The 14,454-nt window shown below is 74.0% G+C and carries 14 protein-coding genes; 9 read left to right on the forward strand and 5 right to left on the reverse strand.

The window, feature by feature from the left end; translation table 11 throughout:
• Positions 1 to 128 precede the first annotated feature (128 nt).
• From Voc01_RS48305 to Voc01_RS48315, 3 genes are all read left to right on the forward strand, one after another.
• Positions 129 to 923 (forward strand): ABC transporter ATP-binding protein, encoded by a 795-nt coding sequence (locus Voc01_RS48305; protein ID WP_239161032.1) that lies wholly within the window; start codon positions 129 to 131, stop codon positions 921 to 923.
• Complete coding sequence (locus Voc01_RS48310) at positions 920 to 3,460, forward strand: ABC transporter permease (protein WP_203934551.1); 2,541 nt, start codon at positions 920 to 922, stop codon at positions 3,458 to 3,460. The genes Voc01_RS48305 and Voc01_RS48310 overlap by 4 nt, the downstream gene beginning before the upstream one ends.
• A 72-nt stretch (positions 3,461 to 3,532) precedes the next feature.
• On the forward strand, positions 3,533 to 4,774 hold the full coding sequence (locus Voc01_RS48315) for an MFS transporter (RefSeq protein ID WP_203934552.1): 1,242 nt from the start codon (positions 3,533 to 3,535) through the stop codon (positions 4,772 to 4,774).
• Here Voc01_RS48315 and Voc01_RS48320 read toward each other — a convergent pair.
• The 4 genes from Voc01_RS48320 to Voc01_RS48335 form a co-directional block, all read right to left on the reverse strand.
• Entirely contained in the window at positions 4,755 to 5,627 is an 873-nt protein-coding gene (locus tag Voc01_RS48320) for a Sco1979 family transcriptional regulator (RefSeq protein ID WP_373873971.1), read from the reverse strand. The two genes, Voc01_RS48315 and Voc01_RS48320, sit on opposite strands and share 20 nt — an antisense overlap.
• Positions 5,628 to 5,703: 76 nt before the next feature.
• Positions 5,704 to 6,492 (reverse strand): SAM-dependent methyltransferase, encoded by a 789-nt coding sequence (locus Voc01_RS48325; RefSeq protein WP_239161033.1) that lies wholly within the window; start codon positions 6,490 to 6,492, stop codon positions 5,704 to 5,706.
• Positions 6,493 to 6,746: 254 nt separating this feature from the next.
• On the reverse strand, positions 6,747 to 6,908 hold the full coding sequence (locus Voc01_RS48330; protein ID WP_203934555.1) for a hypothetical protein: 162 nt from the start codon (positions 6,906 to 6,908) through the stop codon (positions 6,747 to 6,749).
• Between the two features lie 41 nt (positions 6,909 to 6,949).
• On the reverse strand, positions 6,950 to 10,264 hold the full coding sequence (locus Voc01_RS48335; RefSeq protein ID WP_203934556.1) for a fibronectin type III domain-containing protein: 3,315 nt from the start codon (positions 10,262 to 10,264) through the stop codon (positions 6,950 to 6,952).
• A gap of 120 nt (positions 10,265 to 10,384) precedes the next feature.
• Here Voc01_RS48335 and Voc01_RS48340 point away from each other — a divergent pair, with 120 nt between their 5' ends.
• Genes Voc01_RS48340 through Voc01_RS48360 form a run of 5 tightly spaced genes read left to right on the forward strand, consistent with a single transcriptional unit; the run spans position 10,385 to position 13,158 of the window.
• A complete protein-coding gene (locus Voc01_RS48340) occupies positions 10,385 to 10,750 on the forward strand; it encodes a DUF6916 family protein (protein WP_203934557.1) in 366 nt (121 codons plus the stop codon).
• Positions 10,747 to 11,592: a GNAT family N-acetyltransferase gene (locus Voc01_RS48345; protein WP_203934558.1), complete on the forward strand. Its 846-nt coding sequence runs from the start codon at positions 10,747 to 10,749 to the stop codon at positions 11,590 to 11,592. The genes Voc01_RS48340 and Voc01_RS48345 overlap by 4 nt, the downstream gene beginning before the upstream one ends.
• Positions 11,589 to 12,107: a phage tail protein gene (locus Voc01_RS48350; RefSeq protein ID WP_203934559.1), complete on the forward strand. Its 519-nt coding sequence runs from the start codon at positions 11,589 to 11,591 to the stop codon at positions 12,105 to 12,107. The genes Voc01_RS48345 and Voc01_RS48350 overlap by 4 nt, the downstream gene beginning before the upstream one ends.
• Before the next feature lie 25 nt (positions 12,108 to 12,132).
• Positions 12,133 to 12,624: a phage tail protein gene (locus tag Voc01_RS48355; RefSeq protein ID WP_203934560.1), complete on the forward strand. Its 492-nt coding sequence runs from the start codon at positions 12,133 to 12,135 to the stop codon at positions 12,622 to 12,624.
• A gap of 3 nt (positions 12,625 to 12,627) precedes the next feature.
• Positions 12,628 to 13,158: a phage tail protein gene (locus Voc01_RS48360; RefSeq protein ID WP_203934561.1), complete on the forward strand. Its 531-nt coding sequence runs from the start codon at positions 12,628 to 12,630 to the stop codon at positions 13,156 to 13,158.
• Here Voc01_RS48360 and Voc01_RS48365 read toward each other — a convergent pair.
• Positions 13,121 to 13,555 (reverse strand): VOC family protein, encoded by a 435-nt coding sequence (locus tag Voc01_RS48365; RefSeq protein WP_203934562.1) that lies wholly within the window; start codon positions 13,553 to 13,555, stop codon positions 13,121 to 13,123. The two genes, Voc01_RS48360 and Voc01_RS48365, sit on opposite strands and share 38 nt — an antisense overlap.
• Before the next feature lie 85 nt (positions 13,556 to 13,640).
• Here Voc01_RS48365 and Voc01_RS48370 point away from each other — a divergent pair, with 85 nt between their 5' ends.
• Positions 13,641 to 14,285, forward strand: a complete 645-nt coding sequence (locus Voc01_RS48370; RefSeq protein WP_203934600.1) for an HAD family hydrolase — start codon at positions 13,641 to 13,643, stop codon at positions 14,283 to 14,285.
• The last annotated feature ends 169 nt before the right edge of the window (positions 14,286 to 14,454 follow it).

A 14,454-nucleotide genomic window follows, 5' to 3' on the forward strand; every position in this document is an offset into this window, starting at 1 on the left:
CCTGACCCGCCGTACGGGTACGCCCGGGGCGGAAACCAGTGACCAGGTCACCCCGGAAGCCGACGAGATCGGCCGCGGAAGCGCCGACGATCGTCTGTGAAAACACACAGACGACATGGAGGACCACGGTGACGGTCACGGTGCCCACGCGGGCGGACACGGGGCACGGCTCGCAGGTTGCGGCCCGCGCCGACCAGGTGTGGAAGGTGTACGGCAGCGGCGAGGCACAGGTCGTCGCGTTGCGGGGGGTCAGCGTCGAGCTGGGGCGGGGGAAGTTCACCGCGATCATGGGACCGTCGGGGTCGGGCAAGTCGACGCTGATGCACTGCCTCGCCGGGCTCGACACGGTGACCCGCGGCGACGTCTACATCGGCGACACCAAGGTGACCGGCCTGCGCGACAAGGCCCTCACCCGCCTGCGGCGCCAGCAGGTCGGGTTCATCTTCCAGCAGTTCAACCTGCTACCGACGCTCAGCGCCGAGGAGAACATCCTCCTGCCGCTGTCGATCGCCGGGCGCAAGCCCGACCCGGCATGGTTCGACACGGTCATCGACACCGTCGGGCTGCGCGACCGGCTCAAGCACCGGCCCTCGCAGCTGTCCGGCGGCCAGCAGCAGCGCGTCGCGTGCGCGCGGGCGCTGGTCTCGCGTCCCGAAGTGATCTTCGCGGACGAGCCGACCGGCAACCTCGACTCCCGCTCGGGCGCCGAGGTGCTCGGGTTCCTGCGCAACTCGGTGCGCCAGTTCGGCCAGACGATCGTGATGGTGACCCACGACCCGGTCGCCGCGTCCTACGCCGACCGCGTCATCTTCCTGGCCGACGGTTCGGTGGTCTCCGAGCTGACCGACCCGACGGCCGACAGCGTGCTCGACACCATGAAGCGGCTCGACACCGTCGTCGCGGAAGAGGTCCCGGCGTCATGATCTGGGCAACTCTCAAGAGCCTGCTCTCGAGAAAGCTGCGGCTGGTCCTCTCCGGCCTCGCCGTGGTGCTCGGGGTGATGTTCGTGTCGGGCGCGTTCGTGCTCACCGACACCCTGCAACGGTCCTTCGACAACCTCTTCGCGACGGTGTACTCCACCACCGACGTGCAGGTGAACCAGAAGTCCAAGCTGGGCGAGGCCTACGACGGCGAGGACACCGCCGGTGACGGCATCGCGCCCGACGTGGTCGCGAAGGTCGCCCAGGTGCCCGGCGTCGCGAAGGCGACCGGGGTCGTCAGCTCCGACGGCGCGCGCATGATCGGTCCCAACGGCAAGGTCGTCACGACGTGGGGCCCGCCGCGGCTGGGCAACAACTGGATCGACGGCGACCCGTTGGTGTCGCTGCGCGAGGGACGCGCGCCGCAGAACGCCGACGAGATCGTCATCAACGGCACCCTGGCGCAGGAGACCGGCTACAAGGTCGGCCAGCAGGCGTCGGTGCTGACCCTGCAGCCGAAGAAGACGTTCACGATCGTCGGCATCGCCGAGTACTCCGGCGGGCGTGACAGCCTCGGCGGCGTGCTGCAGATCTACTTCCACGAGTCGGTCGCGTCGGAGCTGATGCTCGGCAAGCCGGGCGTGTTCAGCAACATCGACGTGAAGGCCTCCCCCGGCACGGGCGTCGAGCAGGTGCGCGACAACGTGGCGAAGGTGATCGGCGACGGCCTCGAGGTGAAGACCGGCAAGGAGCTCGCCGCCGCGCAGACCAAGGAGTTCGACGAGGGCCTCGGCTTCTTCAACAACATCCTGCTCGGCTTCGCCGGCGTGGCGCTGTTCGTCGGGATCTTCCTGATCCTCAACACGTTCTCGATCATCGTGGCGCAGCGGACCCGCGAGCTGGCCCTGATGCGGGCCATCGGCGCCAGCCGCAAGCAGATGATCACGTCGGTGATGGTCGAGGCGCTGGTGATCGGCGTGCTGGCGTCGGCCCTCGGCCTGCTCGCCGGCATCGGGGTCGGCGCGGGCCTGGCGAAGCTGTTCGGCTCGTTCGGCAGCGACTCGCTGCGCATCGCCAGCGTCGGGGTCCCGGCCGCGGCGGTCATCTCGTCGTTCGTCGTCGGCATGCTGGTGACGCTCGTGGCGGCGCTCCTGCCGGCGCTGCGCGCGTCCCGGATCGCTCCGGTGGCGGCGATGCAGGAAGCGGCGACGCCGGACCGACCGCTGACCAGGCTCACCGTCACCGGCGCGGTCGTCGGCGCCGTCGGCGGCACGCTGCTCGGGCTCGGCCTCGACAACGGCGAGCTGTGGTTCATCCTCGGCGGCGTGCTGATCAGCTTCATCGGCGTGGCGCTGCTGACCCCGCTGCTGGCCCGGCCCGTGGTCGGCCTCATCGGGCGGCTGTTCTCGTGGTCGGTGCCGGGCAAGCTGGGTCGCCTCAACTCCGGCCGCAACCCGCGGCGCACCGCGATCACCGCGGCCGCGCTGATGGTCGGCATCGCGCTGATCACCGGCGTCAACACGATCCTGGCCAGCGCCGACAAGAGCCTGCACGGCTTCGCCCAGACGCAGGTCAAGGCCGACCTGTTCATCTCCGGCGACCAGATGAACGAGCGGCCGCCGACGTTCGACCCGGCCGTGGTCGACAGGATCGGCGCGATCCCCGGCGTCTCGTCGGTGTCGGCGGAGTACTGGGACGCCGCACAGGTCAACGGCAACGACCGGGGCGTCGTCGCGGTGACCGACCTGGCCGCGATGGCCACCATGGTCGGCCTCAAGCCGGCGGCCGGAAGCCTCGGCAGGCTCGGCCCGGAGCAGGCGGTCATCGACGAGGAGAACGCGAAGGAGCAGAACCTCACGGTCGGCTCGACGGTCAAGGCGCAGTTCGCCCGCGGCGGCGAGCACACGCTGACGATCGTGGGCATCTACGCCAAGAGCGACATCTTCCGCGGCTACGTCCTGTCCCCGTCAGTGATCCCCGACATGCGGATCCCCCAGCCGTCGATGGCCTACCTGACCGTCGCCGACGGCACCCCGGTCGCCGACGTGCGCAAGCAGGTCGACGCGCTGCTGGCCGACAGTCCGGAGGTCAGCGTCGCCAGCACCGAGGAGTTCGTCGACGGCCAGGTCGCGCAGTTCGACACGGTGCTGCTGATGGTGCAGATCCTGCTGGCGCTGGCGGTGCTCATCGCGGTGCTCGGCATCGTCAACACGCTGGCCCTGTCGGTCCTGGAACGCACCCGGGAACTGGGGCTGCTGCGGGCGATCGGCCTCGGCCGCGCGCAGACCATGCGCATGGTCACCGTCGAAGCCGTGGTGATCTCGGTGTTCGGGGCGCTGCTCGGGGTCGCGGTCGGCACCGGTCTCGGCGCCGCCGTGGTCAAGGCCCTGGAGGGCGACGGCATCCGCGAGTTCGCGCTGCCCTGGTCGGCGATGGGCATCTACCTGGCGCTGGGCGCGGTGATCGGCGTGATCGCGGCGGTGGCACCGGCCATCCGGGCCGCGCGCACCAACGTCCTGACCGCGATCGCCTACGAGTAACCGCACCCCACGGACGACGCCCGCACCCGCTCCCCCGGGTGCGGGCGTTCCCCGTGATCCTTAGGATGACGCGTGGCCGCTCCGCGACTGGCGCTGTACACCGGCGCCGCCGTCACGGTCCGGATGGCCGACGAGGGTGCGCGGATCGCGCTGATCCTGCTGGCGTTCGACCGGATCGGTGCCGGCGGTCCGACCGGCCTGCTGGTCGCCTGCCTGATGGTGCCGCACGTCGTCGCGGCGCCGGTGGTCGGCGCGATGACCGACCGGTCGCGGCGGCCACCGGTGCTCATCGGTGTGCTGGCGCTCGGGTTCGGGGCCGCGCTCGCCGTCACCGCGGGCACGCTGGGCCGGCTGCCGCTGGCGGTGCCGGTGCTGGTCCTCCTCGCGGGCGGGGCGTGCGGGCCGGCGCTGACCGGCGCGCTCAGCAGCCAGGTCGCCCGGCTCACGAGCGCGGAGCGGCTGCCGCGGGCGTTCGGGGTCGACGGGTTGACGTACAACGTCGCCGGGATCGTCGGGCCGGCGCTGGCCGGCGTCGTGGGCGGTGCCGTCGGCCCGGCGGCGGCGTGTCTGCTGATGGCGGGACTGGCCGCGGCGGGCGGCACGCTCGCCGCGACGCTGCCCGGGCGCGGCGCGCCCGTAGAGACGTTGCGCGGACGCGGCGCGCCCACCGCCACGCCGCCCGGCCGCGGCGCGCCCACCGCGACGGTGCACGGCCGCGGCCCGCGCCCTGGCTACGGCGCCGGCATCCGGGCGATCGTCGCCGACCGCACGCTGCTGATCGTGGTCGTCGCCAGCACGGTCGGGCAGCTCGGGCCCGGTGCCGTGCCCGTCGTGGTCGCGTTCGCCGCCGAGGCCGCCGGTGACGCGGCCGCGGCGGGGCTCATGCTCGCGGCGGTCGCGGCCGGCGGCCTGGTCGGCTCGCTGCTGTGGACGGCCCGGCCCGCACCGGCCGCGCGGGCCCCGTCGGTGCTCATGGTCGCCATGTGCGGCGCCGGTCTCCCGCTGCTCGTCGGCGCGTTCACGACCGCGCTGCCGGTGCTGGCGGGCGCGCTGGTGGTCTCCGGGTTGTTCTCCGGTCCGCTGATCGGCGCGCTGTTCACGGCCCGCAGCGTCCTGTCGCCCGAGGGGGTGCGGGCGCAGGTGTTCACGATCGCCGCCGGGCTGAAGGTGACGGCCGCGGCGACCGGTACCGCGGTGGTCGGGCTCCTCGCCGACTGGCCGCTGCCCGTGCTGTTCCTGCTCGTGGGCCTGAACCCGGTGGTCACCGGTGCCGTCGGACTGCTCGCCCTGCGGGTCAGTCCTCGAGGTCCCTGAGCACCCCGCGCAGGATGTCGGGCGTGCGCGACGGCGGGTCGGCCTCGATGAACAGCTTCGAGATCGCGCCGGTGTACCGGTCGACGTCGTCGGGCTTCTCCAGGTACAGGGCGCTGGTGAGCTGCTCGATGTAGACGGTGTCGGTGAGCTCCTCGGACGGGAAGCGCAGGATCGTGAACGCGCCGCCGGCGGCCGCGTGGCCACCGCTGAGGAACGGGATCACCTGCAGCCGCACGCTCGGGTGCTCACAGCGGTCGAGCAGGTGCGCCACCTGCTGGCGCAGCACCGCCCGTCCGCCGATCGGCCGGCGCAGCACCGCCTCGTCGATCACCGCCCACAGCCTCGGCCCGTTGGGGCGGTCGAGCAGGCTGCGGCGGGTCATCCGCAGCGCCACCCGGCGGTCGAGCTCGCTGACGTCGGCCTGGCCGTGGCCGAGCATGATGACCGCGCGGGCGTATGCCTCGGTCTGCAGCAGCCCGGGGACGAACTGCACCTCGTAGGTGCGGATGAGCGTCGACGCCTCCTCCAGTCCCAGATAGGTCTGGAACCAGGGGGCGAGCAGTTCGCTGTACGGCTGCCACCAGCCGGGCGCGTTCGCCTCCCGGAGCAGGGTCATCATCCGGTCGAGCTCGCGGACGTCGTCGACGCCGTAGAGCCCGAGCAGGTCGGTGACGTCGCGTTCCTTGAACCCGACGCGGCCGAGCTCCATCCGGCTGATCTTCGACTCGGAACCGCGGATGGCGTAGCCGGCGGCCTCGCGGGTGATCCCCCGGGACTCCCGGAGGGTGCGCAGGCGCGCACCGAGCTGCATCCGGCGCACGGTAGGACCGCCGCCATTGGGAGCCGTGGTCAAGGTGCCTCCGATACCGCCAGCCCGCAGATGACGAAATGTGGCGCGGACCCCCGTGCGCGCGACCGACGACTCGACGCTAGGGCTTGCGCCCCACCGCCCCGAACTGGTCGATCTCCTGCGCGTCGGTGTCCGGCCGCCACCGGGTCACCGACACGAGACCGGGTTCGACCAGCTCCAGCCCGTCGAAGAACGCACGCATGCGCTCCTCGCTGCGCAGGTGGTACTTCAGCGCCGCCGACTCGTTCCAGACCCGGGCCGACTCGACCACCTCGGGCGTGCGGTCGGTGCTGTCGCACATGGCGAAGTAGCTGCCCGAGGGGACGGCGTCGAGGACCTTCTTCACGATGCCCTGCGCCACGCCGTCGTCTTCGATGTGGCCGAGGACGCCCATGAACAGCACGGCGACCGGCTTCGAGAAGTCGAGCGTGCGGGCGGCCTCGCGCAGCACCAGGTCGGTGTCGTACATGTCGGCGTCGAGGTAGTCGGTGACGCCCTCGGGGCTGCTGGTGAGCAGTGCCCGGGCGTGGGCGAGCACCAGCGGGTCGTTGTCGACGTACACGATGCGGCTGTCGGGTGCGACCGACTGGGCCACCTCGTGGGTGTTGTTCGCCGTCGGCAGACCGGTGCCGATGTCGAGGAACTGCCGTACCCCCGCCTCACCGGCGAGGTAGCGCACCGCCCGGATGAGGAACTTGCGGGTCAGGCGGGCGTTCTCGGCAAGCTCGGGTTGGGTGGCCAGGACCTGGTCGCCGACCGCGCGGTCGGCGGCGAAGTTGTCCTTGCCGCCCAGGATGTAGTTCCAGATGCGCGCGGTGTGCGGCACCGCGGTGTCGAGCTTGGGGTCGACCTGCTCGTCGTTCGCCACGGACGCGTCCTTCGGTTCGGGTGCAACGAAGCAATTGATCGCGCTCAGCATAGACCGTCGTGATGGCTCGCCGGCTCAGGCGTGCGGCCACCACGCGTCCTACGGTTCGCGGCCCGCTCCACCGAACCGGTCGATCTCCGGTCCCCGGTGTCCGGCCGCCACCGGCGGCGCGGGTCACGGCCGCGGGCGGTACTCCCGTTGCCACGCCTGGGCGAGGTGGTCGTGGAGGATCCCGTTCGACAGCAGGCACCCGTTCACCGGCCGGTCGTAGCGCTGCGCGGCGCCCCGGCGGTCGTGACCGTTCCGTCGCGGAACGCGCCGCCGCCGAGCGTGGCCCGGTACGTCTCCCGCGTGGACGGGTTGTGCCCGACCGCGACCCGCCGGCGGCCGTCGACCACCAGCGCGAGCGACACCATGAACGCCGGGATGCCGAGGATCAGCGGGCGGGTGCCGTCGGTCAGGCCCTCAGCCGGCGCAGGACGGCGCCGCCCGCGAGCAGGGACAGGCCGGTCACCACCATGAGGATCATGCCCACGCCCGTCACCGGCAGGGAGTCGTCGCCGGCGGGAGCGGCGGGCACCGTCAGGTCCAGGCGTAGGGCGTGCGGCTGGCCCTGCGGGTCGACGCCCAGCGCGACGAACGCGTGCCGTCCCGCCGGCAGGTCGTCGGGCACCTCCACGGACACCTGGAACGACCCGTTCCCGTCGGCGGTCGCGGTCGCCAGCACCACCGGCTCGGAGTAGACGGTCACCGTCACGGTGGAGAAGGGTGCGAACCCCGTTCCGGTCACCAGCAGGCGTTGGCCTGGTGCGACGCGGTTGTCCGCGTCGGCGGTCAGGGTCAGAGTCGTGGCCGGGGGTGTCGCGGGTGGCTCGGGCGTCGCCGGGCGCACGGCCTGCGACGGCTGGCTCTGCGGCGAGGTGCCGCCGTGGGTGCCGCGGGCGACCACGGTCACCGTGTAGTCCTTTCCTGCCTCGGCGCCGAGCACGCACGTCGTGGCGCCGGTGGTCTCGCACGTGGCCGGGCCCGGCGTCGCGGTCACCAGGTAGCCGGCGACGCCGGTGCCGGGCTGCGCGGGCGCGGTCCACGACACGGTGATCGACGCGACGCCCGCGACGGCCTGTACCGCGGTCGGCGCGCCCGGCGCGACGCCGGGCCGCACCGACGCCGACGCGCCGGCCGTCGAGTCGCCCGCGGGCGAGTGCGCGACCACCGACACGAGGTAGTCCGTGCCGTTGGTGAGGCCGGCGATCGCGCAGGTGGTTCCGGTGGTGTCGCAGCTGTGCCCGCCGGGCTGGGCGGTCGCGGTGTAGCCGGTGACGCCGTCGGTCGGTTGCGGCGGCGTCCACGCGATGGTCGCGCCGCCGTCCGTCGGGGTCGCGGTGGTCGCGGTCGGCGCGGTCGCCGCCGCCAGTGCCGTCACGGCGGTGGACCCGCCCGAGCGCACGCCTTCCAGCCCGGAGCGGACCGCGGAGACCTGGAACGTGTACGCGACGCCCGGCGTGAGCCCGGTGACCGTGCACGGTGTCGACGCGGTCGGACCGGCGCAGGTGCCGGCGGATACGGCGGCGTACGGCCCCCCGCTGGCGGCGTACACGCGGTACGCGTCGACGGGGCCGGCCGGCGCGGTCCAGGTGACGGTGAGGGTGGCCGGGCCGGTGACGCTCGCCGTGCCGATCGTCGGCGCGTCCGGCGCGGCGACGGCCTGTACCGGGGCCGACGCGTCCGACGCCGGTCCGTCTCCGGCGGCGTTGACCGCGGTGACGCGGAACCGGTACGGCACGCCGGCGGTGAGCCCGCCGACGACGCAGCCGCTGGCGGTGCAGCCCTGGACGGCGGCGTACGGCGCCCCGTCGGCGGAGGACTCGACGCGGTGGCCGGTCACCGGCCGGTCGGCGGTCGGGGTCGGCCCGGTCCAGTCGACCCGCAGCGACCGGTCGCCGGCGACGGCGACGGTCGGCGTGCCCGGCGCGGCCGGGACGTCGACCGCGGTGACGGCGGCCGTCGGCCCGGACCGCGGTCCCTCCAGTCCCCCGGTGACGCCGGAGACGGTGACCGTGTACGGCGTGCCCGGGGTCAGCCCGGTGACCGTGCACGGCGAAGCCGCGGGCGGGCCGGCGCAGGTGCCGGCGGATACCGCGGCGTACGGTCCGCCGCTCGCGACCCACACGCGGTACGCGTCGACCGGTCCGGCGGGCGCGGTCCAGGTGACGGTGAGGGTGCCCGGGCCGGTGACGCTCGCCGTGCCGATCGTCGGCGCGTCCGGCGCGACGGGTGGCGCGGTGACGGTCACCGCGCCGTCGGCCTGCTGCCCGTCGACGACGGCGCGCACCGACCCGGCGCCGGTGGCCGACCCGGTGTACGTGGCGGTCGCCCGGCCCTGCTGGATGGTGGCCTGCTGGCCGGTCAGCGTGCCGCCGGTGGCGGTCCAGGTGACCGGCAGCCCGGCGAGCGGCCCGAGGGGGTCGTCGACGTCCGCGCCCGCGGAGTCCTTGCGGAACCCGGCGGTCGCGGTGGCGGTGGCGCCGGTGGCGACCGACGCCGGCTCGACGGTGACACCCAGCCGCAGGTACGGCTCGACCACGGCGGTGCCGGTGACGCCGTCGCAGCCGGTGGTGCCCGGCCCGCCGTTGCAGCCCCACCAGGTGCGGGCGGCGGTCAGCGTGCCGCCGTCGCGGTGGACGGCGCCGCCGTGGCTGGAGGTGTTGCCGACGACCCGGCTGAGGGACAGCGTCGTCGTGTCCGCGGCGTAGAGGGCGCCGCCCCGGCCCTCGGCGCCGCCGGTGCCGGTCGCGGTGTTGCCGGTGAACACGGTGCGGTCGAACGTCGGTGAGCCGGAGTGCACGTACACCGCGCCGCCGCGCGCGTCGGCGTGGGTGCCGCTGCCGGTGGCGGCGTTGTCGGTGAACCGGGAGCCGGTCACGACCATCGACCCGCCGGCCGCGTCGGCGCGCAGGGCGAGGGCGGCGCCGCCGTTGAAGGTCGTGCCCGGTCCGCTGGTGTTGGCCATGGTGTTGGCGTGGAAGGTGGTCCCGTCGACGAGCAGGTCGTCGGTGGCCCTTTGGGCGGAGAACCAGACGCCGCCGCCGGCGCTGCTGCCCGACGTGTTGCCGCTGATCACGCACCCGGTGATGGACAGGTCGCCGCCGGCCATGGCCACGCCGCCGCCCGGTGCGTTCGTGCGGACGGTGGCGGCGTCGTTGACGTTGCCGGTGATCCGGCAGTCCGACAGCGCCACGGTGTTCCCGACCGGTGCGGTCGGCGCTCCGGCGAGGATCCCGCCGCCGCCGTACCCGTCGGAGGGACGGCCGTTGCGGACGGTCACGCCGGTCAGCGCCAGGTGGACGTCGCCGGCCCCGGTCGGGTCGACGTCGATCACGCGGTCGGTGGCATTGCCGTCGATGACGGTCGCGGCGGGTCCGGCGCCGCCGATGGTGAGGTCGACCGTGCCGTTGCCGCCCCGGATGGCGAGCGCGCCCTGGGTGAGCGTGTAGGTGCCGGCCGGCACGGAGACCGTCCCGGTGCCGGCGTTGCGGGCCCGGCAGACCGCCTCGCGCAGCGAGAGCTGGTTGTCGGCGCCGGCGCCGGCGGTGATCGCGCCGTTCGCGCAGGCGCCGAGGTCGTCGGTGTCGGCGGTCGTGGTGACCGCGTGAGCGGCGGCCCGCGCGGGCGTGGCGACGGCCAGGACCGCGAACGCGGGACCCGTGAGGGCGGCGAGCACGGTCGCGGCGCCGGAGCGCAGCACCCGCGCCGTGACGGTGTTCCTACCCATGGACAACCCCGGCTCCCCCCGCTCGGCCGCCCGAATCTAACCGATCTTGACTACTTTCGGTGCTAACGTGCTCACAATTGGTAATTGCCGAGAGCGGCACCGTTTCGGGGGGTTGCGCGCATGGTGTCCCGTCGACAGACGCTTGCCACGGGTGCCGGTCTGGGCGCCGGAGTGGCCCTGGGCGCGGTCCTCGGCGTCGCCGGTCCGGCCGGCGCCGCCGTGAACCCGCTGCGCCGGTCCGCGTTCGCGCCGCTGGTCGGTGCCGCCCTCACGCTGTCCGGCTCCGCTGGGCGGTACGAGGTGACCCTCGTCGCGGCGCCCGGGTCCGACGACGTGTTCTCGCTGCGGTTCGCCACGTCCGACCGGGTGCCCGAGGGCATCTACCGCGTGGGTCACCCCGACCTGGCACCCGTGGACCTGTTCCTCACCCCGACCGGTCCCGCCCCGGACCGGGTCGAGGCCGTCGTCAACCGGAGCCGGGCGTGACCGCGGTCCACCCACCGGTCCCGACGCCCGCGACCGGCGCGACGGCGCTGCTGGACCTGCGCGCGGCGACCGATGCCGACGAACCGTTCCTGCGGGCCGTGTACGCGCAGGCCCGCGCCGAGGAGGTCGCCGCGTTCGGCTGGCCGCCGGCCGAGGTGCACGCGTTCCTCACCATCCAGTTCGACGCCCAGCGCCGCCACCTGCGCGCCGCGTACCCCGCCTCGGTCGACGCGATCGTCGTCGTAGACGGGGTTCCGGCCGGCCGGCTGTGGGTCGACCGCGGCGCCGGCGCGGTCACCGTCATCGACCTCGCCCTGCTGACCGCGCACCGCGGCGCCGGCACCGGCGGGCGGCTGCTGCGCGACCTGCAGGCCGACGCCGCCGCCCGGGGCGTGCCGGTGCGGCTGCGGGTGCTGCGGACCAGCCGCGCCCGGCACCTGTACGAGCGGCTCGGCTTCCGCCCGGTGCCGGCCGCCGACGCACACGACGACCAGCAGCGCCTCGCCCTGCGGTGGATGCCGCCCGGACCGGCGGAGTGGACCGCCGCCGCCGGCACCCCGGGGCGGCTCGCCGGCCTGCCGGCGCTGGTGGTCGACTGCTCCGTACCGCTCGTACAGGGGCCGTACGAGCGGTACGGGGTCCACTTCCTGGTGCCCGCCGACGCGGCGCTCGGCCAGGGCACGTACCGCGTCGAGCACCCGGCCGTCGGCGCGGTCGACGTGTTCGTGGTGCCGACCGCGCACACCGGCGACGGGCTCGTGCTCACCGCCACGTTCGTGCGCGGGGCCGGCACGATCGTGGGCGAGCCTGCCACGCTCGCGCCGGAGGCCGGGTCGCCGTGAGCGAACCGTTCATCGGCGAGATCCGCATCGTCGGCTGGAACTTCGCGCCGTCCCAGTGGGCGTTCTGCCACGGGCAGCTCATGAACATCCAGCAGAACACCGCGCTGTTCGCGCTGCTCGGGGTCACCTACGGCGGCAACGGCACCACCACGTTCGGGCTGCCCGACCTGCGCGGGCGGGCACCGGTGCACCAGGGCACCGGCGCGGGCCTGACCCCGCGGACCCTCGGCGAGCAGGGCGGCGTCGAGGCGGTCACGCTCATCGGCACCGAACTGCCGACGCACACCCACCAGGCCCGCGCGTCGACCGTCGACGGGACCCTGGACAGCCCGTCGGGCGCGTACTGGGCGCCGTGGTCGGACACGCCGTACGTGGGCGGGCCGGTCGCCCGGGTCCCGATGAACCAGGCCGCGGTCGTCCCGGCCGGCAGCGGGCAGCCGCACGAGAACCGCTCGCCGTACCTGGCGCTGAACTTCGTGATCGCGTTGTCCGGGATCTTCCCGACCACCAGCTGAGCACCCCGAGAGCAGGAACGTGGCGATGAGCGATCCGTACATCGGTGAGATCCGGATGGTCGGGTTCTCCCGGGTGCCCGACGGCTGGGCGCGGTGCGACGGCCAGCTGCTGCCGATCTCCGGGAACGAGGCGCTGTTCTCGGTGCTCGGGACGATCTACGGCGGCGACGGCCAGTCCACGTTCGGCCTGCCCGACCTGCGCGGGCGCCGGCCGGTGCACGCGGGGCCCTCGTTCGTCGCCGGGCAGGCCGGCGGCACCGAGACGCACACCCTCACCGCCACCGAGCTGCCCGCGCACACCCACCAGGTGCGGGCGGCCGCGTCCGGCGCGGTCACCGGGCCCGCGAACGCGGTGTGGGCACCGGCGCCGCGCGGCTTCGGGTCCACGGCGGGCGCGGTGCTCGCGTCGGGCTGCGTGTCGACCGCCGGCGGCGGCCAGCCGCACGACAACCTCCCGCCGTTCCTCGTCGTCTCGTTCCTGATCGCGCTGGTCGGGATCTACCCGTCACGGAGCTGACCGATGTCCGAGCCCTTCCTGGGCGAGATCCGCCTGAACGCCTTCGACTACGCCCCGAACCACTGGGCGCTGTGCAACGGCCAGCTGCTGCCGATCGCCCAGAACACGGCGCTGTTCTCGCTGCTCGGCACGTACTACGGCGGCAACGGCATCAGCACGTTCGGCCTGCCCGACCTGCGGGGCGCCGGCCCGATCGGGTTCCAGCAGGGTCCCGGGCTGACCGGCTACGAGATCGGGGCGAGGGGCGGCGCCGCGACGGTCACGCTGACGTCGGCCCACCTGCCGGCGCACACGCACGTCGCGATGGGCGCCGACGTGCGCGGCACCACCAACAGCCCGGCCGACGCCACCTGGGCCCGGGCGATGCTCGGCCGGGTGCGCGACACGACCTACGCCGCCGCGCCGGACGCGACGCTCATGGCACCCGACGCGCTGACCCCGGCCGGGAACGGCCAGCCGCACCCCAACCTGCCGCCGTACCTGACGGTCACGTTCGTCATCGCTCTGCAGGGCCTGTTCCCGCCGCGGGACTGAGCTGCCCGGGCGGTCCCAGCAGGTCCCACCTGTTGCCGGCGATGTCGACGAAGACCGCGACGCGGCCGTACGGCTCCGACCGCGGCGCGGTGACGAACTCGACCCCGGCGGCGGTCATCCGCCCGTACGCCGCGTCGAAGTCGTCGACCCGCAGGAACAGCCCGACCCGGCCGGCGAACTGGCGGCCGACGGCGGCCCGCTGCTCGTCGCCGTCGGCCTGTGCCAGCAGGAGCCCCGTGCGGCCGCCGGGCGGGCGGACGACCACCCACCGCTTCGGCCGGCCGTCGTTGGTCGTCGACGGCGAGTCCTCGACGAGGTCGAACCCCAGGACGCCGGTGAAGAACGCGACCGCGTCGTCGTAGTCGTCGACGATGATGGATACAAGATCCAGGTTCATGCCGCAGACGTTAGCCCGGTCACGGAATCCGGCGTCGACACCGGTCGGCCGGCGGTCTCCGGTTAGCGTGGCGGCCGTGGACGGGATCCTCTTCGACATGGACGGCACGCTGGTCGACAGCGAGAAGGTGTGGTCGGTCGGCCTCGACCAGCTGGCCGCGCACCTCGGCGGGCGGCTGTCCGACACCGCGCGGCACGCGATGGTCGGCACCAGCATGGGCCAGTCGATGCGGATCCTGCACGACGACCTCGGCGTCGACGCCGACGAGGCCGAGAGCGTGCGCTACCTGGAGGAGCGCGTGTCGGTGATGTTCGCCGACGGGCTTATCTGGCGGCCGGGCGCCCCCGAGCTGCTCGCCGCTGTGCGCTCGGCCGGCATACCGACCGCGCTGGTGACCGCGACCCGCCGGCACCTGGTGGAGGTCGCGCTGATCACGCTCGGCCCGCACAACTTCGACGCCGTCGTCGCCGGCGACGACCTCGACGAGACCAAGCCCCACCCGGCGCCGTACCGCACCGCCGCCGAGCTGCTGCGCGCCGACCCGGCCCGGTGCGTGGCCGTCGAGGACTCCCCCAACGGCATCGCCAGTGCCCTCGCGGCGGGGTGCGTCGTGGTGGGGGTGCCGTGCGAGGTCGGGCTCGGTCACCTGTCCGGCGTGCACCTGGTCGACAGCCTCGCCGACCTCAGCGTCGGCAGCCTCCGCGACCTCGTCGCCGCACGGGCGGCGTGAGTCCCGCGTGACCGGCGATGTCGCGGGCCCGCCGGCTGCTGGCCGGCGCCGACCCGTCGGCCAACACCTGGGACGCTGCCGCAGGGTCTGCGCCCCGCTGGCTCCGCCACAGCCGACCGGGCGCGTACGAACATCATTTTGGCAAGATGATGTTCGTACGTGCCCGGTC

Source organism: Virgisporangium ochraceum, assembly GCF_016863655.1.
GTDB classification, from domain to species: Bacteria; Actinomycetota; Actinomycetes; order Mycobacteriales; family Micromonosporaceae; genus Virgisporangium; species Virgisporangium ochraceum.